The 24,932-nt window shown below is 67.5% G+C and carries 23 protein-coding genes and 4 tRNA genes; 17 read left to right on the top strand and 10 right to left on the bottom strand.

Annotated elements, in window-relative coordinates:
* Window positions 1-100: 100 nt before the first annotated feature.
* The 3 genes from dxs to E3O44_RS02115 all read left to right on the top strand — a co-directional run bounded on the left by dxs (window position 101) and on the right by E3O44_RS02115 (window position 4,187).
* Window positions 101-2,092 carry a 1-deoxy-D-xylulose-5-phosphate synthase gene (gene dxs, locus E3O44_RS02125; RefSeq protein ID WP_134532056.1) on the top strand — a complete coding sequence of 664 codons (1,992 nt, stop codon included), beginning with the start codon at window positions 101-103 and terminating at the stop codon, window positions 2,090-2,092.
* A 45-nt stretch (window positions 2,093-2,137) separates the two neighbouring features.
* Window positions 2,138-3,046, top strand: coding sequence for an NAD-dependent epimerase/dehydratase family protein (locus E3O44_RS02120; RefSeq protein WP_134532054.1), 909 nt, complete (start codon window positions 2,138-2,140; stop codon window positions 3,044-3,046).
* Between the two features lie 163 nt (window positions 3,047-3,209).
* Entirely contained in the window at window positions 3,210-4,187 is a 978-nt protein-coding gene (locus tag E3O44_RS02115) for an aldo/keto reductase (protein ID WP_134532052.1), read from the top strand.
* Between the two features lie 105 nt (window positions 4,188-4,292).
* Here the strand turns inward: E3O44_RS02115 and E3O44_RS02110 are convergent, their stop codons facing one another.
* From E3O44_RS02110 to E3O44_RS02095, 4 genes are all read right to left on the bottom strand, one after another.
* Window positions 4,293-6,446, bottom strand: coding sequence for a 3-hydroxyacyl-CoA dehydrogenase NAD-binding domain-containing protein (locus tag E3O44_RS02110; RefSeq protein WP_134532050.1), 2,154 nt, complete (start codon window positions 6,444-6,446; stop codon window positions 4,293-4,295).
* A gap of 3 nt (window positions 6,447-6,449) precedes the next feature.
* The gene (locus tag E3O44_RS02105; protein ID WP_134532048.1) at window positions 6,450-7,649 is read right to left on the bottom strand and encodes a thiolase family protein; all 1,200 of its coding nucleotides are present in this window, start codon (window positions 7,647-7,649) and stop codon (window positions 6,450-6,452) included.
* A gap of 77 nt (window positions 7,650-7,726) precedes the next feature.
* Entirely contained in the window at window positions 7,727-8,923 is a 1,197-nt protein-coding gene (locus E3O44_RS02100) for an HRDC domain-containing protein (protein WP_134532046.1), read from the bottom strand.
* Window positions 8,916-9,506 carry a DUF3000 domain-containing protein gene (locus E3O44_RS02095; RefSeq protein ID WP_134532044.1) on the bottom strand — a complete coding sequence of 197 codons (591 nt, stop codon included), beginning with the start codon at window positions 9,504-9,506 and terminating at the stop codon, window positions 8,916-8,918. The genes E3O44_RS02100 and E3O44_RS02095 overlap by 8 nt, the downstream gene beginning before the upstream one ends.
* Window positions 9,507-9,569: 63 nt before the next feature.
* On the opposite strand from E3O44_RS02095, the gene E3O44_RS02090 reads away from it, so the two are divergent.
* Complete coding sequence (locus E3O44_RS02090; protein ID WP_134532042.1) at window positions 9,570-10,790, top strand: alpha/beta hydrolase family protein; 1,221 nt, start codon at window positions 9,570-9,572, stop codon at window positions 10,788-10,790.
* Window positions 10,791-10,796: 6 nt separating this feature from the next.
* Here E3O44_RS02090 and E3O44_RS02085 read toward each other — a convergent pair whose 3' ends face one another.
* Together E3O44_RS02085 and E3O44_RS02080 are read right to left on the bottom strand one after the other, a co-directional pair.
* Entirely contained in the window at window positions 10,797-11,231 is a 435-nt protein-coding gene (locus E3O44_RS02085; RefSeq protein WP_134532041.1) for a SufE family protein, read from the bottom strand.
* Between the two features lie 20 nt (window positions 11,232-11,251).
* Window positions 11,252-12,154, bottom strand: a complete 903-nt coding sequence (locus E3O44_RS02080; protein ID WP_134532039.1) for a sulfurtransferase — start codon at window positions 12,152-12,154, stop codon at window positions 11,252-11,254.
* Between the two features lie 186 nt (window positions 12,155-12,340).
* On the opposite strand from E3O44_RS02080, the gene zapE reads away from it, so the two are divergent.
* From zapE to E3O44_RS02060, 4 genes are all read left to right on the top strand, one after another.
* Window positions 12,341-13,399 (top strand): cell division protein ZapE, encoded by a 1,059-nt coding sequence (zapE, locus tag E3O44_RS02075; protein ID WP_134532037.1) that lies wholly within the window; start codon window positions 12,341-12,343, stop codon window positions 13,397-13,399.
* 290 nt (window positions 13,400-13,689) lie between these two features.
* The gene (locus E3O44_RS02070) at window positions 13,690-14,955 is read left to right on the top strand and encodes an ammonium transporter (protein WP_134532035.1); all 1,266 of its coding nucleotides are present in this window, start codon (window positions 13,690-13,692) and stop codon (window positions 14,953-14,955) included.
* A 184-nt stretch (window positions 14,956-15,139) separates the two neighbouring features.
* Complete coding sequence (locus tag E3O44_RS02065) at window positions 15,140-15,646, top strand: type II toxin-antitoxin system PemK/MazF family toxin (RefSeq protein ID WP_241975952.1); 507 nt, start codon at window positions 15,140-15,142, stop codon at window positions 15,644-15,646.
* Window positions 15,647-15,650: 4 nt separating this feature from the next.
* Complete coding sequence (locus tag E3O44_RS02060) at window positions 15,651-16,373, top strand: YqjF family protein (protein WP_134532033.1); 723 nt, start codon at window positions 15,651-15,653, stop codon at window positions 16,371-16,373.
* Between the two features lie 159 nt (window positions 16,374-16,532).
* Here E3O44_RS02060 and E3O44_RS02055 read toward each other — a convergent pair whose 3' ends face one another.
* The 4 genes from E3O44_RS02055 to E3O44_RS02040 form a co-directional block, all read right to left on the bottom strand.
* The gene (locus E3O44_RS02055; RefSeq protein ID WP_134532031.1) at window positions 16,533-16,844 is read right to left on the bottom strand and encodes a hypothetical protein; all 312 of its coding nucleotides are present in this window, start codon (window positions 16,842-16,844) and stop codon (window positions 16,533-16,535) included.
* Window positions 16,845-17,210: 366 nt separating this feature from the next.
* On the bottom strand, window positions 17,211-17,921 hold the full coding sequence (locus E3O44_RS02050; protein ID WP_134532029.1) for a M50 family metallopeptidase: 711 nt from the start codon (window positions 17,919-17,921) through the stop codon (window positions 17,211-17,213).
* Window positions 17,922-18,045: 124 nt separating this feature from the next.
* Window positions 18,046-18,303, bottom strand: coding sequence for a hypothetical protein (locus tag E3O44_RS02045; protein ID WP_134532027.1), 258 nt, complete (start codon window positions 18,301-18,303; stop codon window positions 18,046-18,048).
* 371 nt (window positions 18,304-18,674) lie between these two features.
* Window positions 18,675-18,747: transfer RNA gene (locus E3O44_RS02040), tRNA-Val, on the bottom strand.
* A gap of 158 nt (window positions 18,748-18,905) precedes the next feature.
* Between E3O44_RS02040 and E3O44_RS02035 the strand changes: the two genes are divergently transcribed.
* The 9 genes from E3O44_RS02035 to E3O44_RS01995 all read left to right on the top strand — a co-directional run bounded on the left by E3O44_RS02035 (window position 18,906) and on the right by E3O44_RS01995 (window position 24,806).
* A tRNA-Gly gene (locus E3O44_RS02035) sits at window positions 18,906-18,977 on the top strand.
* 50 nt (window positions 18,978-19,027) lie between these two features.
* Window positions 19,028-19,101, top strand: a tRNA-Cys gene (locus E3O44_RS02030).
* A 36-nt stretch (window positions 19,102-19,137) separates the two neighbouring features.
* Window positions 19,138-19,209: transfer RNA gene (locus E3O44_RS02025), tRNA-Val, on the top strand.
* A 123-nt stretch (window positions 19,210-19,332) separates the two neighbouring features.
* On the top strand, window positions 19,333-20,010 hold the full coding sequence (locus tag E3O44_RS02020) for a hypothetical protein (RefSeq protein WP_134532025.1): 678 nt from the start codon (window positions 19,333-19,335) through the stop codon (window positions 20,008-20,010).
* Between the two features lie 93 nt (window positions 20,011-20,103).
* A complete protein-coding gene (thrS, locus tag E3O44_RS02015; RefSeq protein WP_134532023.1) occupies window positions 20,104-22,056 on the top strand; it encodes a threonine--tRNA ligase in 1,953 nt (650 codons plus the stop codon).
* A gap of 1 nt (window position 22,057) precedes the next feature.
* The gene (locus tag E3O44_RS02010; RefSeq protein WP_134532021.1) at window positions 22,058-22,612 is read left to right on the top strand and encodes an HIT family protein; all 555 of its coding nucleotides are present in this window, start codon (window positions 22,058-22,060) and stop codon (window positions 22,610-22,612) included.
* 92 nt (window positions 22,613-22,704) lie between these two features.
* Window positions 22,705-23,607, top strand: coding sequence for a pyridoxal 5'-phosphate synthase lyase subunit PdxS (gene pdxS, locus E3O44_RS02005; protein WP_134532019.1), 903 nt, complete (start codon window positions 22,705-22,707; stop codon window positions 23,605-23,607).
* 9 nt (window positions 23,608-23,616) lie between these two features.
* Window positions 23,617-24,210 (top strand): pyridoxal 5'-phosphate synthase glutaminase subunit PdxT, encoded by a 594-nt coding sequence (gene pdxT, locus E3O44_RS02000; protein WP_134532017.1) that lies wholly within the window; start codon window positions 23,617-23,619, stop codon window positions 24,208-24,210.
* A 59-nt stretch (window positions 24,211-24,269) separates the two neighbouring features.
* Entirely contained in the window at window positions 24,270-24,806 is a 537-nt protein-coding gene (locus E3O44_RS01995; protein ID WP_134532015.1) for a DUF1697 domain-containing protein, read from the top strand.
* The last annotated feature ends 126 nt before the right edge of the window (window positions 24,807-24,932 follow it).

Genomic DNA, 24,932 nt, shown 5'->3' with positions numbered 1-24,932 from the left:
TCAGGGTTGCAGTTCGGGACCGGCGCGTAGACTCAACTGTTGTTGAAGCTACGCGCCGGCTCCGTTCTGCCCGCGACGTCGTACTCGAAAGGTGTTGCCGATGAGCCTGCTGGAGACCATCACGGGTCCGCGTGACCTGGACCGCCTCTCGCTCGACGAACTCGTGCAGCTCGCGGCCGAAATCCGTGGCTTCCTCGTCAGTGAAGTCTCCAAGACCGGCGGGCACCTCGGTCCGAACCTCGGCGTGGTCGAGATGACCATCGCCATCCACCGGATCTTCGAATCTCCCCGCGACGCGATCGTGTTCGACACCGGGCACCAGACGTACGTGCACAAGCTCCTGACCGGCCGTCAGGACTTCAGCGGCCTCCGCCAGCAGGACGGCCTCGCCGGGTACCCGCAACGCTCCGAGTCGGTGCACGACATTGTGGAGAGCTCGCACGCCTCGAGCTCGCTGTCCTGGGCGGACGGCATCTCCCGTGCGTTCGAGATGACGGGACAGAGCGACAGGCACGTGATCGCGGTGGTCGGAGACGGCTCGCTCACCGGCGGCATGACCTGGGAAGCGCTCAACAACATCAGCGACGACAACACCCGCCGCCTGATCATCGTGGTCAACGACAACGGCCGTTCCTATGCGCCGACGATCGGCGGCATGGCCAGGTTCCTCAACACGGTGCGCACCCGCAGCAGCTACCACGCGGCATACCTGAGCAGCCGCAGGGCCTTCGACAACATGGGCGCACCTGCCCGCGCGTTCTTCCGCGGCGTGCGCGGCGGGCTGCACGGCTTCCTCGCGCGCTTCTCCAACAACGAGGCGCTCTACTCGAACCTCGACATCAAGTACATCGGCCCGGTCGACGGGCACGACATGGAGGCGATGCTCGAAGCGCTCCAGCAGGCGAAGAACTACGGGGCCCCGGTGATCGTGCACACGATCACCCAGAAGGGCAAGGGCTACGACCCCGCCATGCAGGACACCGCAGATCAGTTCCACGCCGTCGGCCAGATCGACCCGGAGACGGGGGAGTCGACGGAGACGCCCGGCGCGCCGTCGTGGACCTCGGTGTTCTCCGACGAACTCCTGAACCTCGCCACCGAGAACCCGCGGATCGTCGGAATCACGGCGGCCATGCTGCGCCCGACCGGGCTGCACCGGATGGCGGAACGCTTCCCGAACCGGGTGCACGACGTCGGCATCGCCGAACAGCACGCCGTGACGAGCGCGGCCGGCCTCGCCTTCGGCGGGCTGCACCCCGTCGTCGCCCTGTACGCGACCTTCATCAACCGGGCATTCGACCAGGTCCTGATGGACGTGGCACTGCACAAGGCCGGGGTGACCTTCGTCCTCGACCGGGCGGGTGTCACGGGCCCCGACGGGCCGAGCCACCACGGCATCTGGGACCTGGCCATCCTGCAGGTCGTTCCCGGCATCCGCCTCGCAGCACCGCGCGACTCGACCCGGCTCCGTGAGGAGCTCGGCGAGGCGATCGCCGTCGAGGACGGACCGACCGTGCTGCGCTTCCCGAAGGGCAGCACCGGCGTCGAGTTCGACGCCGTGACCCGCCTGGACGACGGCGTCGACGTCTTGCTCGAATCGGCCCAGAAGGATGTGCTCATCGTCACGGTCGGCCCGATGGCCGCGATGGGCCTCGACGTCGCCCGGCGCCTGTCCGCCCAGGGGATCGGCGCGACCGTCGTCGACCCGCGCTGGGTCGTGCCCGTGCCCAGGAGCCTCATCGGGCTCGCAGCGGAGCACCGCCTCGTCGTGAGCATCGAAGACGGCATCCGGGTCGGGGGAATCGGTACGCGCATCCGCCAGGACCTGCGCGCGGCCGGCGTCGACACGGCCGTCACCGAACTCGGGCTGCCCGACGAATTCCTGGCCCACGGCACCCGCGCCGAGATCCTCGAACGGGTCGGCCTCACGCCGCAGCACATCGCCCGCGACGTCGTGGCGATGGTGCTCGGCAGCAAGCTCCCGCACGCGAGGCCCCTCCCCGCCGTGCCTGCGGACCCGAACGACCAGACCGACTCGGCCGTTCAGACGGATACCGGCTCACTGCCGGTTCGCCGCGGCCGCGCGGAGTGACCCGCTCAGAATGAGCACGCGCGAGATCCGGCGAGGAGAGCACGGATGACGGTATTGATCGCGGGCTGCGGTGACCTCGGCACCGAGGCCGGCCTGCGGTTCGCGGCTCTCGGCCACCGAGTCGTCGGGCTGCGCCGGTCGCCGGGAGTGCTTCCCGCCGTCATCGAGGGCCAGGCCGTCGATCTCAGCAGGGAACGGCCCGTCATCCCCGTCGGAACCGACATCGTCATAGTCGCCATCGCCGCGGCCGGCTCGACGGCGGATGCCTACCGCAGCTCATACGTCGACGGGCTGCGCAACCTGCTCGACGCCCTCGACGCGACGGACGCGAGCCCGAGCCGCTTCCTGCTCGTGTCTTCGACCGCCGTGTACGGCGTCGACGACGGAAGCCTGGTCGACGAGACCACGCCGGCGCTGCCGGCGTCGGCGACGGGCGCCGTGCTGCTCGAGGCGGAAGACCTGCTGCGGTCGAGGGTTCCCCGCGCCGTCGTGCTGCGCCTCTCCGGAATCTACGGGCCGGGCAGGGAACTCCTGATCCGGCAGGTCAGGGACGGGACGGCCTCCGTCTCCGGCCTGGCGAGGCATACCAACCGGATCCACAGGGACGACGCGGCCGCGGCCATCGTGCACCTCATGACGATGGCGGGAGAGCCGGCATCTCTGTACCTCGGCGTGGACAGCGCACCCGTTCCGCGGGGCGACGTGCTCGGCTTCCTCGCCGCCGAACTGGGAGTTCCGGATCCGGGTGCCGGCGCGAGCGCGAGCGCCACCGCCGCCGACGGTGGCACACCCGCAGCCACTGTGACCGCGCCCGGTCGCGCGGCCGGGCCGCGCGGCGGCGACAAGGTCTGCAGCAACGCCCTCCTGCTCGCGAGCGGATTCTCCTTCGAATACCCGGGCTATCGGGAGGGTTACCGGGCCATCCTCGCCGGAACCGGCATCCGCCACCCCTGACCGCGTAACTCACCGCGAAACCGACCGCGAACCTGGGCGCCGGCTGGATGAAGAAGATCCCGGCTTGACGTGGAGCGCGCTCGAGGTTTTAGGGTTGCAGCAGCCTCGACTCGATCGACTACAAAATCTCTCTCTATTCAGAATCGGAAAGGGTTTCCCCAGCATGAAGAACATCACTCTCGGCAGCACCGGCCTCATCGTCTCCCGGCTTGGACTCGGTTGCATGGGCATGTCCGCCTTCTATTCCGGAGCCGGAATGGACGAGGCGGAGTCCATTCGCACCATCCACCGCGCGATCGACCTCGGCGTCACCCTCTTCGACACCGCGGAGATTTACGGCCCGTACCTCAACGAGGAACTCCTCGGAAAAGCACTCGCCGACCGGCGCGACCAGGTCGTCGTCGCGACCAAGTTCGGCACGCTCCTGCACCGGGGCGACGGAAGCAGGGGCATGGACGGCAGCCCGGAGAACGTGCGTCTCTCGGTTCAGGGCTCGCTGGCCCGGCTCGGCACCGACCGAATCGACCTGTACTACCAGCACCGAATGGACCCGGGCGTCCCGATCGAGGAGACCGTCGGCGCCCTGGCCGAGCTCATCGAGGAGGGCGTCATCGGCCACTACGGGCTCTCGGAGGCGGCACCCGAGACGATCCGTCGCGCCCACGCCGTGCACCCCGTGACGGCCCTGCAGACCGAGTACTCGCTGTGGAGCCGCGAACCCGAGAAGGAGATCCTCCCGTTGCTGCGCGAGCTCGGCATCGGCTTCGTGCCGTACTCGCCGCTCGGCCGCGGCTTCCTGACCGGGACCGTCCGGTCGCTCGACCAGCTCGACGCGAGCGACTTCCGTCGCTCGAACCCGCGATTCGAGGGGGAGAACCTGGCCGCCAACATCCGCATCGTCGAACAGGTGGCTGCCGTCGCCGCCGAACTCGACGCGACCCCCGCCCAGGTGGCGCTCGCCTGGCTGCTGGCCCAGGGCGACGATATCGCCCCGATCCCCGGCACCAAGCGGGTTGCCCGTCTCGAGGAGAACGTCGCAGCGGGGGACCTGAACCTCACGGATGCGCAGCTCGCCACCCTCGGCGCGCTCGACGCCCCCGTCGGCGACCGCTACGCCGACATGTCTCCGGTCAACCTGTAGCCCCAGGACTGTAACCCCTGGCGCGTCCCGCCCGAGTTTCCGCACAAGGCACCCTCGCCGATTCGACGAGGGTGCCTTGTGCGTGCTTCGGTCCGGTAGGTAACGCTAGAGCGTGACCGGAACCTCCGAGGCGACGCCGCGGATCATCGGCGTGTGGAACGTTCCGCCGAAGACCCGCTCGCTCGCGCCGACCCTGTCGAGGTAGGGAGTCGCGCCGCCCATCTGGAACGGCCAGCCTGCGCCGAGGATCACGCACAGGTCGATGTCCTCCGCGGCGTGCACGACCCCGTCGTCGAGCATCCGCTTGATCTCGTCGGCCAGGCCGTCCTCGATGCGCCGGAGGATCTCCTCGCCCGTCATGGGCGTTGTGCCGCCGGCGACGATCTTCTTCGCCGTCTTGTCGAAGCCCGTGACCTTGCCCTTGGCGTCGCGCTCGAGGATCTTGCCGTGCTCCGCGAGCTTGTGCAGGTTGTCGCTTTCGAAGAAGCGGTCGGGGAACGCGGCGTGGTGCGTGTCGAGGACGTGCGCTCCGACCTTGAGCCCGACGAGTTCGAGGAGCTCGAACGGCGTCATCGGGAGCCCGAACGGTGCGATGGCGCCATCGACGACCTCGAAGGGGGTGCCGGTGTCGACAGCGTGCATGGCCTCGCCGAGGAGCTTCGCGAGGATGCGGTTGACCACGAAACCGGGGGTGTCGCGCGTGATCACGGCGTTCTTCCTCAGCTTGCCCGCGATCACCATCGCGGTCGAGAGCGTCGTCTCGTTCGTCTGCGGCGTGTTCACGACCTCGATGAGCGGCATCACGGCGACCGGGTTGAAGAAGTGGAAGCCGACCAGGCGCTCGGGATGGGCGAGCTTCGCGCCGATCTTCTCGACGGAGAGCGACGAGGTGTTCGTGGCGAGGATGGCTTCCGGCGACACGTAGTTCTCGATCTCGGCGAAGACATCCTGCTTGACGCCGAGTTCTTCGAAGACGGCCTCGATGACCCAGTCGGCGTCGGAGAAGTTCGACTTGTCCGTCGTCCCCGTCACGAGGGCCCTGAGCCGGTTGCCCTCGTCCGCCGTGATGCGGCCCTTGGACTGCAGAGTCGCGATCTCGCCGTGGATGTACGCGACACCCTTGTCGACGCGGGCCTGGTCGAGGTCGGTGATGACGACGGGCACCTGCAGGCGGCGGACGAACAGGAGCGCGAACTGGCTCGCCATCAGGCCTGCGCCGATGACGCCGACCTTCGTGATCGGGCGGGCGAGCTTCTTGTCCGGGGCGCCGGCCGGGCGCTTGGCCCGCTTCTGGACCAGATTGAAAGCATAGATGCTGGCCTGGAGCTGGTCGCCGGCGATGAGGGCGGCGAGGGAGTCGTCCTCGCGTTCGAAACCCTCCTCGAGCGTCCCGCTCTTCGCGGCTTTGAGCAGGTCGAGAGCAATATAGGGAGAGAGCGCGACCGTCCCGATCCGACTTTCGAGCATCCGCCTGGCGATGCCGATCGCGGCGTCCCATTTCACGAGGCGCTCGATCTTGCCCGGCTTGTTCGGCCGTGCGACCGTCGTGGTGCCTGCGATCACGCCGTCGGCCCAGGCGATGGAGTGCTCGAGGAAGGCCGCTGACCCGAAGAGCACGTCGGCGATGCCGAGTTCGACGGTGTCCGTTGCCTTGAGCACGCGGTTCTTGAGCGGGTTCGAGATGATCACCGTGAGGGCGTTCTCGATGCCGATCAGGTTCGGCAGCAGGTAGGAGCCGCCCCAGCCGGGAATGAGCCCGAGGGAGACCTCGGGCAGGGCGACGGCGGCGACGGATGCGTCGACCGTGCGGTAGTCGGCGTTCAGCGCGATTTCGAGACCGCCGCCGAGCGCGAGCCCGTTGATGAAGACGAAGGAGGGCACACCGAGCGTGGAGAGCTTCCCGAGGGCGTGGTGGCCGAGCTGGCCGAGCAGCTTGCCGGTCGCGAGCGAGGGGATCTCGCTGACCTTGCCGAGGTCTGCGCCCGCGGCGAGTATGAACGGTTTGCCGGTGACGGCGACCCCATGGATCTCCCCGCGTGCTGCTCGCTCGGCGAGACCGTCGAGGGTCGCCGCGAATTCGAGGAGGGTGACCGGTCCCAGGGTGTTCGGCCGGGTGTGGTCCCTGCCGTTGTCGAGGGTGACGAGCGCGAGGGTGCGCGACCCGGACAGGGGAACGTCGCGCACGAAGGAATGCGTGACGACCTCGTCACCGGAGAGTGCGACGAGTTCGGAGAAATCGAGTGCGGAGTAGTCGGTCATCGCTTACTTTGCCTTCCGATTGAAGTGCGGGTTTTCCCAGATGACGGTGCCGCCCTGCCCGAGGCCGATGCACATGGCGGTCAGGCCGTAGCGTACCTCGGGGTGTTCGGCGAACTGATGCGCGAGCTGGTTCATCAGTCGCACACCGGAGGAGGCGAGCGGATGGCCGATCGCGATCGCGCCGCCGTACTCGTTGACGCGCGGGTCGTCGTCGTCGATGCCGAAGTGGTCGAGGAAGGAGATGACCTGCACCGCGAAAGCCTCGTTGAGCTCGAAGAGCCCGATGTCGGTGATGCTGAGGCCGGCCTTACGGAGGGCCTTCTCCGTCGACGGTACCGGGCCGAGGCCCATGACCTCCGGCTCGACGCCCGCGAAGGCGAAGCTCACGAGCTTCATCTTGACGGTGAGGCCGAGTTCCTTGGCGGCGGCACCGCTCGCGAGCAGGCAGGCGCTTGCGCCGTCGTTGAGCCCGGATGCGTTGCCTGCCGTGATCCGGCCGAACGGACGGAACGGGGTCTTCAGCGCGGAGAGGCCTTCGAGGGTCGTCTCGGGGCGCGGCGCCTCGTCGCGGGTCGCGAGTCCCCAGCCCTGCTCGCTGCGGATGGCGACGGAGACCAGGTCCGGCTGGATCTTGCCGGCGGCGTACGCCGCAGCGACCTTCTGCTGGCTATGGAGCGCATACCGGTCAGACCGGTCCTTGGTGTACTCGGGAAAACGGTCGTGGATGCGCTCGGCGGTCGCACCCATGTTCAGGGCGTCCTCGCTCACGAGCCGCTCCGAGAGGAACCGCGGGTTCGGGTCGACGCCGGAGCCCATCGGGTGCCTGCCCATGTGCTCGACGCCGCCGGCAATGGCGAGGTCGTATGCCCCGAAGCCGATCGCGGCACCGACCGTGGTCACTGCGGTCATCGCGCCTGCGCACATCCGGTCGATCGCGTAACCGGGCACAGACTTCGGCAGTCCGGCCAGGAGTGCCGCCGTGCGCCCGAGGGTCAGTCCCTGGTCGCCGGACTGCGTCGTAGCGGCGATCGCCACCTCGTCGATGCGCTCCCCGGGAACCTTCGGGTTTCGTTCCAACAGGCCGATCATGGCCTTCACCACGAGATCATCTGCCCGGGTGTTCCAGTACATTCCCTTTTCGCCGGCGCGTCCGAACGGGGTACGAACCCCATCCACAAACACGACTTCTGCTCTATCGGCCACGGTGCCTCCATCAATCAGATCAGGTGTCGGTTGATCCTAGGGTGGCACGATTGGCGGGTCGAATCCTTGGACGGATCCTACGAATCGACCTCGACGGATACGGCGATGGTTTGGTTGGCTTCCACAAAGGCATCCGTGATCTGTTGTGCGGTCAGTTCAATTTGCCAGTCGCGGGCGCCCAGGGCGACGAGCGCCTCGCTTACGGACTCCACGTCGATCGGCTCCGGGGGCGTCCAGGCGATCCGGCGCACGAAGTCCGGCGTGACGAGGTTCTCGATCGGGATCGCGAAGGCTTCCGAGATCTGGCCGAGAGCCAGCCGCGCGGCCTTGTACCGCAGGTCGGCCTCGGGGTTCCGGTCGGACCACGCCCGGGGCGGAGGCAGCGCGTCTCCGGTCCCGCGCAGGGAGGGCAGGTCCGTCGCACGGATGCCGTCCTGGATCGCCGTCCACCAACGGTCGAGTTCGCTGCGGCTGGCCCGTCCGCTGAATTCGCGGAGGTCGGCGAGCGCCTGCCTGCTGGCGGGCAACACCCGTGCAGCGGCGACGAGGGACGCGTCGGGGACGAGGCGCCCGGGAGACACGTCGAGGTGCCTGGCGAGGTCGTCGCGGGCGAGCCAGAGGGACCTCGCGACGGCGAGGTTGCGCTGGGAACGAATCGAGTGAACTCCGGACAGCCTGCGCCAGGGCTCCGCGCTGACCGGCTTGGGCTCATGGTCGAGCGTCGCCTGGAATTCCTGGGCGGCGATCTGGGTCTTCTCGTCGGTGGCCAGCATCTCGACCATGCGGTCGCGCAGGTCGGGAAGGAGTTCGACATCGAGGGCGCCGTAGACGAGCCAGCTCTCCGGGAGCGGCCTGGTCGACCAGTTCGCCGCGGAATGCTCCTTGGCGAGATGGATGCCGAGGAGTTCCTCGACGACCGTCCCGAGGCCGACTCTCGGCAACCCGAGCAGCCGCGCGGCCAGTTCGGTGTCGAAGATGATGTGCGGGTCGAGGCCGACTTCCCTGAGGCAGGCGAGATCCTGGCTCGCGGCGTGGAAGATCCATTCGTCTCCCGCGATCGCCGCGTTGAGCTCGGAGAAGTCTCCGATCGCAGGCGGGTCGAACAGGAAGGTGCCCGCTCCGCGCCGGTACATCTGGATCAGGTAGGCGCGCTGCGAGTACGTGAAACCGGACGCGCGTTCGGCGTCGATGCCGATCGGTCCCGTTCCCGCGCTGATGGCCGCGGTGGCCGCCAGATAGGCGTCCCGCGTATCGATCACGTGGTGATCAACCACGACCGGTTCGGCGTGCGGACAACATGCTGACTCCTTCGCCAATGGGGGGAAGACCTGCGAGCATGCAGATCAATTCGCCCCAGCCTTCGACGTGGGCGGTGAGATTGTGGTCCACAGGTGTCCACGAAGCACGCAGCTCTATCTGCGCACCGTCGCCTTGCTTCGCAAGTTCACCGAAGCCTGACGAAATGATCTTAGTCGCGGTTCCGGAAGCCGCGGTGTATCGGGCTCCGTGGGAGTCGAGCGCATCGATCAGCCAGGCCCAGGCGACCTCGGCGAGGAACGGGTCAACACCGATCTCCGTTTCGAGGGGCGCCTGCGCGAAACAGACCACCCGGAATGCCCCACCCCAGGCCTCCGGCTCCTCGGGGTCGTACAGGAGGATGAACCGGCCGGTACCCAGTTCTGAGTTGCCGCCATGGCGTGAGGGGGCGACATCCGCGGACAGGGCGACGGCGTGCGGGGCGAGCTTCCCTGGGGCCGGGATTTCGCTGAGGACCAGGTCGGTTCGGGTGTGCGCTCTGCGGATGGCCGCGAGCGCGGCGGCGAACTCCGGGGGGAGTGGTTCTTGTGTTTCGGGCACGTCTGCAGACTAGAGTTTTTTCCGGGCGGGTCGGTGAGGCACGCCGGGCAGCCGGAGGTACGCGTGCGGGAAAAATCGAGGTCAGGCAGGTCGGGCGGGCTGTTCGTCGCCGTCACCGCGCTGTCCATTGCCGGTGCGGCCACGGTCGTGGCCGCGGGCGTGAGCGTGCTGGCCGCCGTGATGGCGCGCCGCATCGTGACGCCGGCCACCACACGTTCCGATGACACCGACGTTCTCGGCGTCGACCTCGAAGCCTCGACGATCACCCTCGCCGTGACGCCGGACTCCGTGCTTCCCGGTGACTACAGCTTCTGGTTCGAGCGCGAGTCCGGGCACGCCCAGCTCGGTGAGATTCTCCGCGTGACCAAGACGGCGGTCACCCGCCGGATACACCGCGTCGACTACGGGGACCTGAGTGAGGCCAGGAGAGGCCGCCTCGGCGGGTATTCCTATCTGGGGCCCTGGGACCTCGGTTTCCCGTTCGAACAGGTGCACGTGCGGACGGAGGTCGGCCAGGCCCCGGCCTGGCTGATCCCCGCCGAGCGGCCGGACGGCCGCTGGGTGATCCAGGTGCACGGGCGCGGGGTGCAACGCCAGGAAACCCTGCGGGCCGTTCCGGTGTTCCACGACAGCGGCTACACCTGTCTCCTGGTGTCGTACCGTAACGACGGCGACGCGCCGGGAAGCGGAGACGGACGGTACGGACTCGGGGACACCGAATGGCACGACATCGATGCGGCGATCGGGTTCGCCGCCGAGCACGGCGCGACGAGCATCGTGCTGATGGGGTGGTCGATGGGCGGAGCGATCGTGCTGCAGACCGCGACGCGCACGGCGTTCCATCAGTTGCTCTCCGGTGTCGTGCTCGATTCTCCCGTGATCGACTGGGCAGACGTCGTCGCGTTCCAGGGCAGCACGCTGCGCCTGCCCGGCCTCGTTGCGACGGGGGCCATGCAGGTCCTCGGCCGGCGCTGGGGCGGCCGCCTCACCGGCCAGGCAAGCCCGATCGACTTCAGCAGGCTCGACTTCGTCACCCGCGCCGACGACCTCGAACTCCCCGTGCTCCTGATGCACAGCGACGACGACGGCTACGTGCCCTCGAGCCCGTCACGCGCCCTCGCTGTGCGCCGCCCCGACATCGTGACCTTCCTGCCGTTCACGGTCGCCAGGCACACCAAACTCTGGAATTACGACAGGGAAGGCTGGAACGCGGCGATCGAGAACTGGCTCGGTGAACTCGGCTCCCCGCCGGAACCGGCCGAACCGGACCACCCCGAGGGGTGACCGAGCTCAGGGTCGCTCGCGCAGCCTCCGCTTGGTGCGGGCGAGCATCGCAGACATCCCGCGGATGCGAAGCGGCGAGACCGCCTGAGTGAGCCCGATGGTCTGCGGGTAGTCATCCGGAACCGCAAGCACCTCGGCGACGGAGAGGCCGTCGAGGCCCTGCGCGAGGATCGACGCGAATCCCCGGGTCGTCGGGGACTCCCTGGGCGCCGTCGCGTGCAGGTGCACCGCGTCCTGGTCATCGACGTCGACGAAGATGAAGACGGGCGACTGGCACTCGACGACGCGTTCGAGCAGGTCCGGATGGTCCCGGTACCTGGCCGGGAGCTCGGGGAGTTCATCGGCGAACTCGAGCAGCAGGAGCAAACGGTCCTTCTGTTCGAGTTCGAGGAAGTCCTCCTGGATCTCGGCAAGCTTGGCGGGCAGCGCGGCAGTAGTCATCGACACGATCCTGTCACGGTTCAGCGCGGTTCGGGGGTCGAGCCGGCCGCGGCGCCCGTGACGATCGGTACCCGCACAGCGTTGCCCCATTCCGTCCAGGAGCCGTCGTAGTTGCGCACGTCCTCGAAGCCCAGCAGATGGGTCAGGACGAACCAGGTGTGGCTCGACCGCTCGCCGATCCGGCAGTACGCGATGACGGCGTCGTTCTCGCGGAGCCCCGCCTCGCCCCGGTAGATCGCCTCGAGCTCGTCGCGGGTCTTGAACGTCGCATCCGGTGCCGCGGCGCGCGCCCAGGGCACGGAGACGGCGGAGGGGATGTGCCCGCCGCGCAGCGCGCCCTCCTCCGGGTATGCCGGCATCGTGGTGCGCTCCCCGGTGTACTCCTCCGGAGAGCGCACGTCGATGAGCGGGCGGCCGAAGTGCGCGAGCACGTCTTCCTTGAAGGCGCGGATCGGAGCGTCGTTGCGGGGGACGACGGGGTACTCGGCGGGAGTAACCATTGTGGCCTCGCGGGTCAGGGCGCCGCCCTCCGCGATCCACTTGTCCCGTCCTCCGTCGAGCAGGCGCACGTCCGGGTGCCCGAAGAGGCTGAACACCCAGAGCGCGTACGCGGCCCACCAGTTGTTCTTGTCGCCGTAGATCACGACGGTGGAGTCGCGCGTGATGCCCTTCGCGCCGAGGACGGCCGCGAAGGCCGCACTGTCGACGAAGTCGCGCTGTACCTGGTCGTTGAGCTCGGTGTGCCAGTCGATCTTGACGGCGCCGGGGATGTGGCCGCTCTCGTAGAGGAGCACGTCCTCGTCCGACTCGAGGACCGTCAGGCCGGCGTCACCCTGGTGTTCCCGCAGCCAGTCGGTGCTGACCAGCCGTTCGGGATGAGCGTATGCGGCGAACTTCGCGTCCGGATCGAGATCGACGGGCATGGGAACCTCCAGTGGGGCCGGGCTGTGCCCCGGGATCATTTGAACGCGGCTTAGGCTGGTCTTCCGGCCCGCGCTTCGAATGTACGCGGTCCGGCCGGGTGGCGCATTTGTGGTGAAATACTTCAACACGGACGCCCCGAAAGCAGTCCATAAGGCCAACCGAGACAGAAACGCGGGTATTCCACGATGGTTCCAGAGGCGTCCCGGGCTCCCAGTCGGCTGCACCGGCTGGCGGAACGCTCTCCCGAGATCACGGGGGCGGAAATCGTCGCCGAACTCGTGCCGCCTCCCCAGTTCGAGCACGCCTCATTCGAGTCGTACCGGCCCGATGTGAACTTCCCCTCCCAGCTCGAGGCCGTCGGCCGGCTCACCGCCTTCGCGGAGGCCTGGCGCCCGCAGCGGCCGGGCGGATTCTTCTCCCGCACCCGCAAGGCGCCGGCGCAACTCCCGGGAATCTACCTCGACGGCGGATTCGGCGTCGGGAAGACCCACCTGCTCGCCGCGCTCTGGCACTCCGCGCCGGGGCCCAAGTACTTCGGCACCTTCATCGAGTACACCGCCCTCGTCGGGGCGCTCGGCTATGCCGCCGCGGTCAGGCAGCTCTCCGGGGCGAAGCTCATCTGCATCGACGAGTTCGAACTCGACGACCCGGGCGACACCATGCTGATGACCCGGTTGCTCGGCGAACTCGTCGCATCGGGCACCCGCGTCGCCGCGACCTCGAACACGCCGCCGAACTCGCTCGGTGAGGGCCGGTTCGCGGCCATCGACTTCCTCCGCGAGATCCGCGCCATGTCCGCGAACTTCGAAATCCTCCGCATCGACGGGCTCGACTACCGTCGCCGCGACATCGAAGGACACTCCGTCGCCGTCGAGGGGCCGGAACTCGACCGTCTCGTCGCGGCGCTCGTCGCGAGGGGAGCGAACGTGACCGAAGACGACTTCGGTTCCCTGATCCGGCATCTCAGCACGGTGCATCCGTCGAAGTACATCAAGCTGATCGCCGGCGTCGAAGTGATCGCCCTCACCGACAGCTACCTGCTGACAGACCAGACGGATGCCTTGCGCCTGGTGGCCTTCATCGATCGCGTCTACGACGCCGAAATCCCGATCATCGCGACCGGGGTGCCCCTCGCGGAGGTCTTCGACGAGGAGATGCTCGCGGGCGGCTACCGGAAGAAGTACCAGCGCTCCCAGTCGCGGATGGTAGCGCTGACGACGGGTGAGCTTCCGCCGCACGACTGACAGTCGGGTGCTGCGCGGCCGAAAACCCCTCTGACAAGCCTGTTTACCGGATCAGACCGACTGAATCCGTGACAGAGTCAAGCCGGGAAACGCGGGGTCGGGGGATACCGGGCGTTAGGAAACACGATGTTAACACCGCCAACAATCGCGTAACGCGGTCGAAACATCCCTGAGCGTGTGCGGAAACGTGTGCACTCCACACTGTCTCTGTACCTGCCGATACACGCTTCACGCTCACCCTGTGCACGTCGGCGGTCATCCCTGTTAGTTAGAGAGAGGTAACCATATCCATGGTTGAACTGTCGGTCCTGCTGGACGATACGACTGATGCACTTACCACAAACATCAATTCCCTGTGGCTCCTCGTCGCGGCAGCCCTCGTCCTCCTGATGACTCCGGGCGTGGCCTTCTTCTACGGCGGCATGGTCAAGGCGAAGAGCGTCATCTCCATGATGATGATGAGCTTCGGCGCCATGGGCCTGATCGGTGTTCTGTGGGTCCTCTACGGTTACGGACTGTCCTTCGGTCCGCCCCTCATCGGCGGCTGGCTCGGCAACCCGTCCGAGTTGATCGGGCTGAACGGCCTGCTCACGAGCGGCGCCGACGGCGGCCCCAACCTGAACGCCCTCGCCTTCGCGGGCTTCCAGGCCACCTTCGCGATCATCACCGTCGCCCTCATCTCCGGCGCGATCGCCGACCGCGCCAAGTTCGGCGCCTGGATGATCTTCGCCGGCGTCTGGGCCACCCTGGTCTATTTCCCGGTCGCGTACTGGGTGTTCAACCTCACTGACGGCTGGGCTCCCTTCCTCCTCAAGGTCAACGACTTCGCCGGCGGCACCGCGGTGCACATCAACGCCGGTGCGGCGGGCCTCGCCCTCGCCCTGGTCCTCGGCAAGCGCGTCGGCTTCAAGAAGGGCATCTCCAAGCCGCACAACGTGCCGCTGACCCTCCTCGGCGCCGCACTGCTGTGGTTCGGCTGGTTCGGCTTCAACGCCGGCTCCGAAGCCGCCGTCGACGGTATCGCCGCCATCGCCTGGATCAACACCCTCGCCGCACCCGCCGCCGGTATCCTCGGCTGGCTCATCGTCGAGAAGATCAAGGACGGCAAGCCGACCATGATCGGTGCCGCGTCGGGCGCCGTCGCCGGCCTCGTCGCCATCACTCCCGCGTGTAACATCCTGACCCCGATGTGGGGCATGCTCCTCGGCCTCATCGTCGGTGCCGTCTGTGCCGTCGCGATCGACCTGAAGTTCAAGCTCGGCTTCGACGACTCCCTCGACGTCGTGGGCATCCACCTCGTCGGAGGCATCATCGGCACGCTCTACGTCGGCCTCGTCGGCAACAACATCGGCCTCCTCCAGACCGGCAGCTTCAACCAGCTCGGCGTGCAGGCCCTCGCTGCCTTCGGCATCGGCATCTACTCCTTCGTGATGGCATACGCCATCGGCTGGATCATCCAGAAGACGATCGGCTTCCGCATCACGAACGAAGACGAAGTGGCCGGCGTCGACACCATCGTTCACGGCGAAGAGGGCTACGCGCTCGACGCCGTCTAACCGGCACGTGCTGCACCCGGTTGCTCCGTGACCGGGTCAGGAACCACCGAATAGGGGCGCATCCGCGGCAAGCGGATGCGCCCCTATTCGAGCGCATCCGGCGGCCGTGTCCGATGGGGCGCGGGTCGTGAGCCCAGGGGCGGCCCGCCGGCGCCAGGCGAATCCCGTGCGGTACAGTGTGGCTGTGTCAGGCATCCACGGCTTCTTCAGCGCCCTTTTCGGACTCTTCGCGCCTCGCCGGCGAACCGGCGACAGGCCGACGAGCCAGAGCCCCGGACGCACCGGCAGTGGCGCGACCGTCGAAATCGACCCGAGGAGCCTCCGGGGCGTGCGCCTCGGCTACCGTCCGAGCCGGAATGCGAGTCCGGACCCCGGAGAAGTCGTCTGGACCTGGGTGCCGTTCGAGGAACGCGACGGCCGTGGCAAGGACCGCCCGGTCGTGATCGTGGCCGACGCGGGCAAGGGAGCCGTGCTGGCCGTCCAGCTGACGAGCAAGGACCGGACGGGGCACCCCGACTACGTGGCGCTCGGAATCGGCGACTGGGACAAGAACGGCCGTCCCAGCTGGGTCAACATCGACCGGGTGTTCGTCGTGCACCCCGGGGGCATGCGCCGTGAAGCGGCCCGGGTCGACGCGGCGCGGTACGGCCGCATCGCGACGGTCCTGCGCGGCCGCTACGGCTGGAACTGACGCCGTGCCGGAGCCGTACCCGATCTCCGTCGTCGCGCCCCCGCTGGCCGGCCGCTCCGTGGCGAGCCAGCGCTGGTCGAACCTCTGCTTCGTGCACTGGCGGGTGCCGGCGGCCGCTGTGGCGCCGATCCTGCCCGACGGGCTCATTCCCGACGAATTCGACGGCAGCAGCTGGGTCGGACTGATCCCCTTCGTGCTGGACCGGGCGACCGTTCTCGGCAGCCCGCCCGTGCCGTACTACGGGAACTTCGTCGAGGTGAACGTGCGTCTCTACGCCGTAGACGCGGCAGGGCGTCGCGGGGTCGTCTTCGTTTCCCTCGAGGCGTCGCGGCTCGCCGCGGTGCTCGCGGCGCGCGCGCTCTTCGCGCTCCCGTACATGTGGTCGCGGACGCGGCTGACGCTCGCGGCGGGGGAGTACCGCTATTCGTCACGACGTCACTTCGCGGCCGGTGCCCGCACGGAAATGGTCGTGCGTCCGCGGGACGAACCCGTGACCGGGGACCCCCTTGCCGACTTCCTGACGGCGCGCTGGGCGCTCTTCACCAGAGCCAGGGGTCGCACGGTCTACCTGCGCAACCACCACGCGCCCTGGGAGCTCGTTCAGGCCGATGTCGTGCTCCTGGACGACACCCTGCTGGCCAGGGCCGGGTTTCCGTCGCTCACCGGGCGTCAGCCGGATTCGGTGCTCTTCTCGCCCGGCGTCACGACTCGGTTCGGAACCGGTTGAGGTCCTGACCGGTTGACCGGTCGACCGGTCGATTGGTCGAGCGGATGGCCGTGCCGACCTTGCCGTGCGTCGATCGGATCGGCGGGGAAACGACGAAGGAACCCCCCTCTCCGCCGTTGTGCCGGAAGGGAGGTTCCTTCGAGTGCGGTGAGGCGCCGGTCAGGCCCCGCAGGTGACGGTGACGCCGTTGTTGTCGAAGACACCGGCGCCGTGCTCGGTGCAGAACGCCGCGAGGTTGACGCCAGCGCTGACCGCGACGGCGATCACGATGCCGACGACGATGATGCCGACGACACTGATGATGATTCCGGCGAGGGCGAAACCGTTGCCGAGTCCTGCTTTCTTCGACTTCACCAGGCCGATGATGCTGACGATGATGCCGAAGGGCTGCAGCGAGACGATGGACAGCACGAGGCCGACAATGCCGAGGGTCTTGCCGGGGTTGACTGCTGAGGCTACTGGTGTCGTCATGGTGACGGCCTTTCTGTGGGCGCCGGAACCGTTCGGGTACGCGGCAGTGGGTAGGGGAAATCGGGCAGGCCACGGTCCGGTGGCGCTCGGGTGGCCATCGGAGTGGGGCTGCTCGGTCCTGTGCGGCAGTGGGGAGGATCGCGTGGCGGCAGCATGCATTGTGTGCACTGGGCCGTTCGATCGATGCCGGACAAGAAAATGCGCTCTGTCGCAGGAATGCGCCGGAGGGTTCGCTGGGTCAGTCTTCGGGAACTGTAGTTCTTGTCTGGCTTGGGTTGAGCATGACACAGCGGACGTGCGGAGGGCAAGGAGCATATTCCCTGCTCGCGGAGGCGCGCCGTTCGCGGGGCAGCGGGGGTTTCCGGCTCAGCCGGCCAGTCCGAGGAGACCGGCGCCCAGCACCGCACACGCAGTCGTGACGATCAGGAAGACGCCGACCCAGAGCAGGCCGGGGATGTGCGTGAGACGGGCGAGCTGGTCGGCATCCGAGGCCGTGCCGGCGCGGCGGGACCGTGACCGCTGCAGCTCGAGCACCGTGCGCACCGCGCCGAGGAGGAGGAACGTCGTCACGAGCAGGGCGAAAATACTCTGCACGAGCGCAGAACCGAACCAGGTGACCGCGAAGATCACCGCGGCCGTCGCGAGAACGGACCAGAGTCCGAACCAGTTGCGCACCTGTACGAGGAGCAGGGCGAGGGCCGCAAGCAGTAGCCAGAGCAGGCCGACCGAATACCCCAGGCTCAGGAGCCAGGCCGCACCGAGCCCCAGCAGGGCGGGTGCGGAGTAGCCGGCGAGCAGGGTCAGCACCATCCCGAGTCCGCGGGGCTTGCCGCGGCTGACGGTGAGACCCGATGTGTCGGAGTGCAGGCGGATGCCGTCGAGCTTTCGGCCACCGAGGGTTGCGACGAGCGCGTGCCCACCCTCGTGCGCGATCGTGACCACGTTCCGGCACGCCAGCCACAGCACCGGGACGAGCACGATCGTCGCGGCGGCAACAACGGTCAGCCAGGCGACGGGCAGGGGGAGCGGCGCCTGGCGCACCGTCAGGTACGCCCAGAGGCCGAGCAGAAGGTCCATGCTCACAGACTAGGCGGCGAGGTCACGCGGACCCTGACCGGTCGGAGCGCCGGGAATGGAAAACGTCCCGCTCCCCATCGGTCGGAACCGGCCGGGGGGAGCGGGACGCGCGGAGTGCGGGTGCTTAGGCGCTGGGCGTCTGGCTGGCGGCCAACGAGAAGGTGACGACGAGGATGACCACGAAGAGCACGAGGAAGATGGCGCTCAGGATGATGCCGGCCTTGGCGAGGCCGCGGGGCGCGCCGGCCTTCTTGGCCTGGTTGAAGCCGATGATGCTCACGATGAGGCCGGGAAGCTGAAGGTACGGAATGAAGGCGAGGATGAACCCGACGATGCCGAGGATCTTGCCGGGTGTGGCCGTTGTGGTTTCTACGGAAGTCATGGGAATGGCCTTTCTGGCTGAGGAACTACTGCGGGGGACTACTGACGGTGTCTGGAACGGACGACTAAGGACGCGCCGAGGGCTGCCGACAGACGTGCTGACGGCAGATCGAACGCAGCCGGCAGTGCGGCGTTCACGAGTTCAGGGACGCGACCGATGGGGGCTCGGATCGTGTCACGGAACAGGACGGGAGTGCAGCGCTCTTTCGTGATGAAGACGAAGGAGGGTTCGCTGGGCCGGAGAACCAATGGGATGGTCCTTAGGCTTGAAGAAGAGCTTGGCACAGGACGCGCCCAGGTTGGCGGCGCGGGACCCCCCAGTGTGAGGGTACAAAAAAACCCCGCCGAGGCGGGGTTTTGCCGAGATAACCGTGGGCGATACCGGACTCGAACCGATGACCTCTTCCGTGTGAAGGAAGCGCGCTACCAACTGCGCCAATCGCCCGCGGCGAACGAATTCTCTTCGACCGCGACTCTCGATACTAGCCCAGACCGGGCGCCTGTCGTGCACCGACGCGCCACCCCGCCGGTAAGTTCCGCTCGGTTTGTATATCCGGAAAACTACCGGTACAGTCTTCAAAGCACGCAGAAATGCGCGCAGTTGCGGATGTGGCGCAGTGGTAGCGCATCACCTTGCCAAGGTGAGGGTCGCGAGTTCGAATCTCGTCATCCGCTCGAATTGAATCGGCCGAAAGGCCGATTCTCTTTGGTATGAACCCGAATACGGTGGATTGGCCGAGAGGCGAGGCAGCGGCCTGCAAAGCCGTATACACGGGTTCGAATCCCGTATCCACCTCCAGTCTTGGAGAACACAAGTTCTTGAAGCACTAGATTTGGGCGATTGGCGCAGCGGTAGCGCGCTTCCCTGACACGGAAGAGGTCACTGGTTCGATCCCAGTATCGCCCACAGATAAACCCCCGGCTTACGGCCGGGGGTTTTTTCGTTTAAGCGGACACCGGTTCGAGCGTCCACCGGAATGGGGATACCGGTGCGGGGCAGGGTGCAGCACTCTCGAGGGGGAGGTTCGCCATGAATTCGCACACGGTGACGCCGGGCATCCGGTTCGGCAGACGAGCGACGGATGTCTCCGCTGCAGTCACCGCGGACCTCACTGCCCGTCCACTCGCCCATTCCGTTCCCCGCCGCGGGGTGCCGGCAAGCCGGTACCTGCCTGCGCAGGACTGGGACCGCCTGCTCGTCGCGGACGCCGCGGGATTGCCCACCCTGTACCTCGCCGCCGCCGCCGGCGCCGGGGAACTGTGGCTGACGGAGCCGAGCACCGGCCGGGTCGTCGCGCTCGGCAACCGCCACCTGCGCGGCCTCGGAATCTGGAGCTTCTGGCTGCGCAATGTCGACAAGCGCACGATCGTCGCACGCGAGGGGCTCCTCCAGCCGGGATCGGTTGTCCGGCTTGTCCGCGAGCAGGCGGGCGGTCCCGGCCCGCGTCCGATCGCGGTGCACGCGGCGACCGGGCGCCCGGTCGGTCACGTGAGCCCGCGGATCGCCGCCGGACTGGCGTCGCTCCTCGACGACGGAGCCGGACTGCTGGCCGTCACCCTCGCCTCCGACCCGCCCTCCTTCTCGGATCGACCCGGCCTCGTCAAGGCGATCGCCTGCTCACCGGACGTCCTGGGACATCTGTTCCGCCGGTTGCCGCAGGGCCCACCCGTGCCGTCGCTCGCGCGTGACACCGTCCTCGTGGCCTGAGCCGGGCATCCACCGGTGTCCGAACGGGGAATCCCGGTCGCGACCGCGCCGCTAAAGTTGGAGGGGTTCGCACAATACTGAGGAGTACTACACGTGGCTGACGGCTTTGAGCTATTCACCGACCGGTCTGTTGTCGCAATGCGCGTCAACGGTGAACTCAAGGATCTCGCCGCGACGCTGACTCCGACGGATGTCGTGGAGCCCGTGACGATCTCGTCCCCGGACGGTCTCAACATCCTTCGCCACTCGGCGGCGCACGTGCTCGCCCAGGCCGTGCAGAACGTCAACCCGGCGGCGCGCCTCGGGATCGGGCCGCCCGTGACGGACGGCTTCTACTACGACTTCGACGTCGAGGTGCCCTTCACCCCCGAGGACATCAAGGCCCTCGAGAAGGCGATGGACCGCATCATCCGCCAGGGCCAGCGATTCGTGCGGCGCGTCGTGACCGACGACGACGCACGGGCCGAATTCGCCGCAGAACCGTACAAGCTCGAACTGATCGGGCTCAAGGGCGGCGCGGTCGCGGCCACGGCGGACAACGAATCCGTCGAGGTCGGCGGTGCCGAACTCACCATCTACGACAACGTCGACCCGAAATCGGGCGAGACCGTCTGGAAAGACCTCTGCCGCGGCCCGCACCTGCCGAACACCCGCATGATCGGCAACGGGTACTCCCTGACCCGGCTTGCCGCTGCCTACTGGCGCGGTTCGGAGAAGAACCCGCAGCTGCAGCGCATCTACGGAACGGCCTGGCCGACCAAGGACGAGCTGCGCGCCTTCCAGGCCCGCCAGGAGGAGGCAGCCAAGCGCGATCACCGCAAGCTCGGCCAGGAACTCGACCTGTTCTCGTTCCCCGAGGAAATCGGTTCCGGGCTCCCGGTGTTCCACCCCAAGGGCGGGATCGTCCGGGCGGAGATCGAGAACTATATGCGTGAGCAGCTGCTCGCGAACGGCTACGACCTCGTCAACACGCCGCACATCACCAAGGCGCACCTGTTCGAGACCAGTGGGCACCTGCAGTGGTACAAGGACGGCATGTTCCCGCCGATGCACCTCGACGAAGAGGTCGACGCTGAGGGGAACGTCACCCGGCAGGGTCAGGACTATTACCTGAAGCCGATGAACTGCCCGATGCACAACCTCATCTTCAAGGCACGGGGCCGCAGCTACCGCGAACTGCCGCTGCGCCTCGCCGAATTCGGCACGGTCTACCGCTACGAGAAGAGCGGGACGCTGTCCGGCCTCACCCGGGTGCGCGGGCTCACCCAGGACGACGCCCACATCTATGTCACCGAAGCACAGGTGAAGACCGAGGTCGCCAGCCAGCTCGAGTTCGTCTTCGAAACGCTGCGCGGCTACGGGCTCACCGACTTCTACCTCGAACTCTCCACGAAAGACCCGGTGAAGTTCGTCGGCACCGACGAGCAGTGGGAGGAAGCGACGGAGACCCTCCGGCAGGTCGCCGTCGAATCCGGGCTCGAACTCGTCAGCGATCCGGGTGGAGCGGCGTTCTACGGTCCGAAGATCTCCGTGCAGGCGAGGGACGCGATCGGCAGGACGTGGCAGCTGTCCACCGTCCAGCTCGACTTCAACCAGCCGGAACGCTTCGGGCTCGAATACACCGCGGCCGATGGAACCAGGCAGCAGCCCGTGATGATCCACCGCGCCCTGCTCGGCTCCATCGAGCGCTTCTTCGCGATCCTCCTCGAGCACTACGCCGGCGCCTTCCCGGTCTGGCTGTCCCCGGTACAGGTCGTCGGCATCCCCGTTGCGGAAGCATACGAGGACTACCTCGGCGACGTCATCCGCCAGCTGAAGGCACTCGGAGTGCGCGCGGAACTCGACACCTCGAGCGACCGGATGCCGAAGAAGATCCGCACCCACACCAAGGCGAAGGTGCCCTTCCAGCTGATCGCGGGGGAAGACGACCGGGCGGCGGGCTCTGTGAGCTTCCGTTTCCGCGACGGCACCCAGGAGAACGGCATCCCCGTCGCGGACGCGATCCTGCGCATCGTCGACGCGATCGCGACCAAGGCGCAGGTGTGACGTGACTGCCGGAGACGAGACGATCGAATTGTCCGGCGACTTCGCCGCCGTACCGGACGCCTTCCAGCGGCTGTGGACGCCGCACCGGATGGTCTACATCCAGGACGGCACCCAGCCGCACGCCGACGCCTGCCCGTTCTGCCTCGCCCCGGCAATGACCGACGAAAAGGCTCTCATCGTCGCCCGAGGCACGCACGCATACGTGCTGCTCAATCTGTTCCCGTACAACAGCGGTCACCTGCTCGTCTGCCCGTACCGTCACATTGCGACCTATGACGAAGCAACGCCGGAGGAAGTCGCCGAGATCGGTAGCCTGACCCAGGTGGCGATGCGCGTGCTCGCGGAGACGTCCAACTGTGACGGCTTCAACATCGGGATGAATCAGGGCCGGGTCGCCGGAGCAGGTATCGCAGAACACCTGCACCAGCACATCGTCCCACGCTGGGCGACCGACTCGAACTTCTTCCCGATCATCGCGAAGACCAAGGCCATTCCGCAGCTGCTCGGCGATGTCCGCCGGATGGTCGCGGACGGCTGGCCGCGCGACGACGCCTAGCCCGACCCCGTTCACCCTTCCCCTCGTACCACCCGCTCTCGCAGCCGCTGCTCGCGGAGTTCCCACCAGACGCAAGGAATAGAATTCACGTTATGACTGAAACAACATCCATCGAGCAGTTTGGTTCGAGCCGTGTCAAGCGCGGTCTCGCCGACATGATGAAGGGCGGCGTCATCATGGACGTCGTCACCGCAGCACAGGCCCGCATCGCGGAAGATGCCGGTGCCGTCGCCGTCATGGCGCTCGAGCGCGTTCCCGCGGACATCCGCTCCCAGGGTGGCGTCGCACGGATGAGCGACCCCGACCTGATCGACAGCATCATCGCCGAGGTGTCCATCCCGGTGATGGCGAAGGCCCGCATCGGCCACTTCGTCGAGGCTCAGGTCCTGCAGGCTCTCGGCGTCGATTACATCGACGAATCCGAAGTGCTCAGCCCCGCCGACTACGTCAACCACATAGACAAGTGGAAGTTCGACGTGCCGTTCGTCTGCGGCGCGACCAACCTCGGTGAGGCGCTCCGTCGCATCAACGAGGGCGCGGCCATGATCCGGTCGAAGGGCGAAGCCGGCACCGGCGACGTCTCGGAGGCCATGAAGCACATCCGGACGATCAAGGGTGAGATCGGCCGCCTGTCCTCGCTCAGCAAGGACGAGCTCTACGTCGCGGCCAAGGACCTGCAGGCCCCGTACGAGCTCGTCGTGGAGATCGCCGCGACCGGCAAGCTCCCCGTTGTCTTGTTCGTCGCCGGTGGCGTGGCCACCCCGGCCGATGCCGCCCTGATGATGCAGCTCGGTGCGGACGGCGTCTTCGTCGGCTCCGGTATCTTCAAGTCGGGCAACCCGCAGGCCCGCGCGAACGCGATCGTCAAGGCCGTCACGTTCTACGACGACCCCAGCGTCATCGCATCCGTATCGCGCGGCCTCGGCGAGGCCATGGTCGGCATCAACGTGTCCGACCTCCCCGCACCGCACCGCCTCTCCGAGCGCGGCTGGTAGCTCGAACAGGTGACGGTAGGAGTACTCGCCCTCCAGGGCGACTTTCGCGAGCATGCGCAGGTATTGCGCACCCTCGGAGCGGACGTCGTCCTGGTGCGCCGCCCTGAGGAACTCGCCCGCGTCGACGGGCTCGTGATTCCGGGCGGCGAGTCCAGCGTGATGGACAAGCTCGCGCGGGCCTTCGGCCTTGCCGATCCCTTGCGGGCCGCCGTCAGGGCCGGTCTCCCGGTCTACGGCACCTGCGCGGGACTGATCATGCTTGCGGACACCGTCGTCGACGGCATCCGCGGCCAGGAGAGCATCGGCGGCCTCGACATCAGCGTCCGGCGCAATGCCTTCGGCTCGCAGACGCAGTCCTTCGAGACCGATCTGGACGTGCCGGTGCTGGGCGAAGCACCGGTGCACGCCGTGTTCATCCGCGCCCCGGTGGTCGACACGGTCGGCCCGCAGGCGACGGCTCTCGCCCGGCTCGCCGATGGCCGGTGCGTCGCTGTGGAGCAGGGGCGCCTGCTCGGTACCTCGTTCCACCCGGAGATCACGGGGGAGCACCGCTTCCACGAGTATTTCCTCAGCACGGTCGCTGCGGCCCGCTTCCTCGGCTGAGGACCGGCGGGGTTTCCCGCCTGGCGGGTCCGGGACTAGGGTTTGGGCATGAGTCAACGATGATGCGATACGTAGCCCTGCTCAGGGGAATCAATGTCAACGGCATAACCATCGCCATGAATGATCTCGTCGAGACCTTCCAGGGCCTCGGCTACACCGACGTCAGGACTGTGGTCGCGAGCGGCAACGTCGTCTTCAGCGTCGACGATGCGGCCCAGGCCTCGCCAGGCGCGATCAAGAGCCGGATCGAGGCGGCCCTGTCGGAGCGCTTCGACTACGAAGCCTGGATCGTGCTCATCGACGAGGCCGAACTCACCCGCGAGGTGCGTTCCTACCCGTTCCCGGAGCGAGAAGGCTGGCACGCCTACGTCATGTTCGGTTCGGACCCGACCCACCTTGCAGAGCTCGCGGGCCACGCCAGGGAACTCGACCAGGCGGATGAACGGATCGAACTCGGCCACGGTGTCCTCTACTGGGAGGTCCGGAAGGCCGTCGGCATCAAGAGCGCCTTCAGCAAGAAGAGCGCGAAGGTGAAATACCGCGCGACGACCACAACCCGCAACCTGAACACCCTGCAGAAGATCATCACGCTCTGACCCGCCCTGGAGCATCAGGGGTCCGCCGCGCTTGCCGGAAGGCTCCGGCAGGGCGGATCGGGCACCTCGGGTTAGACTGGCGAACACCGCATTGGTGCGACGAATTCGCTGTTCTGCCACTGGCGG

The sequence above is a fragment of the Cryobacterium algoricola genome (genome assembly GCF_004402485.1).
Classification (GTDB): domain Bacteria; phylum Actinomycetota; class Actinomycetes; order Actinomycetales; family Microbacteriaceae; genus Cryobacterium; species Cryobacterium algoricola.
Note: the sequence above shows the minus strand (reverse complement) of the source record. Positions and strands in the feature narration are given on the sequence as shown.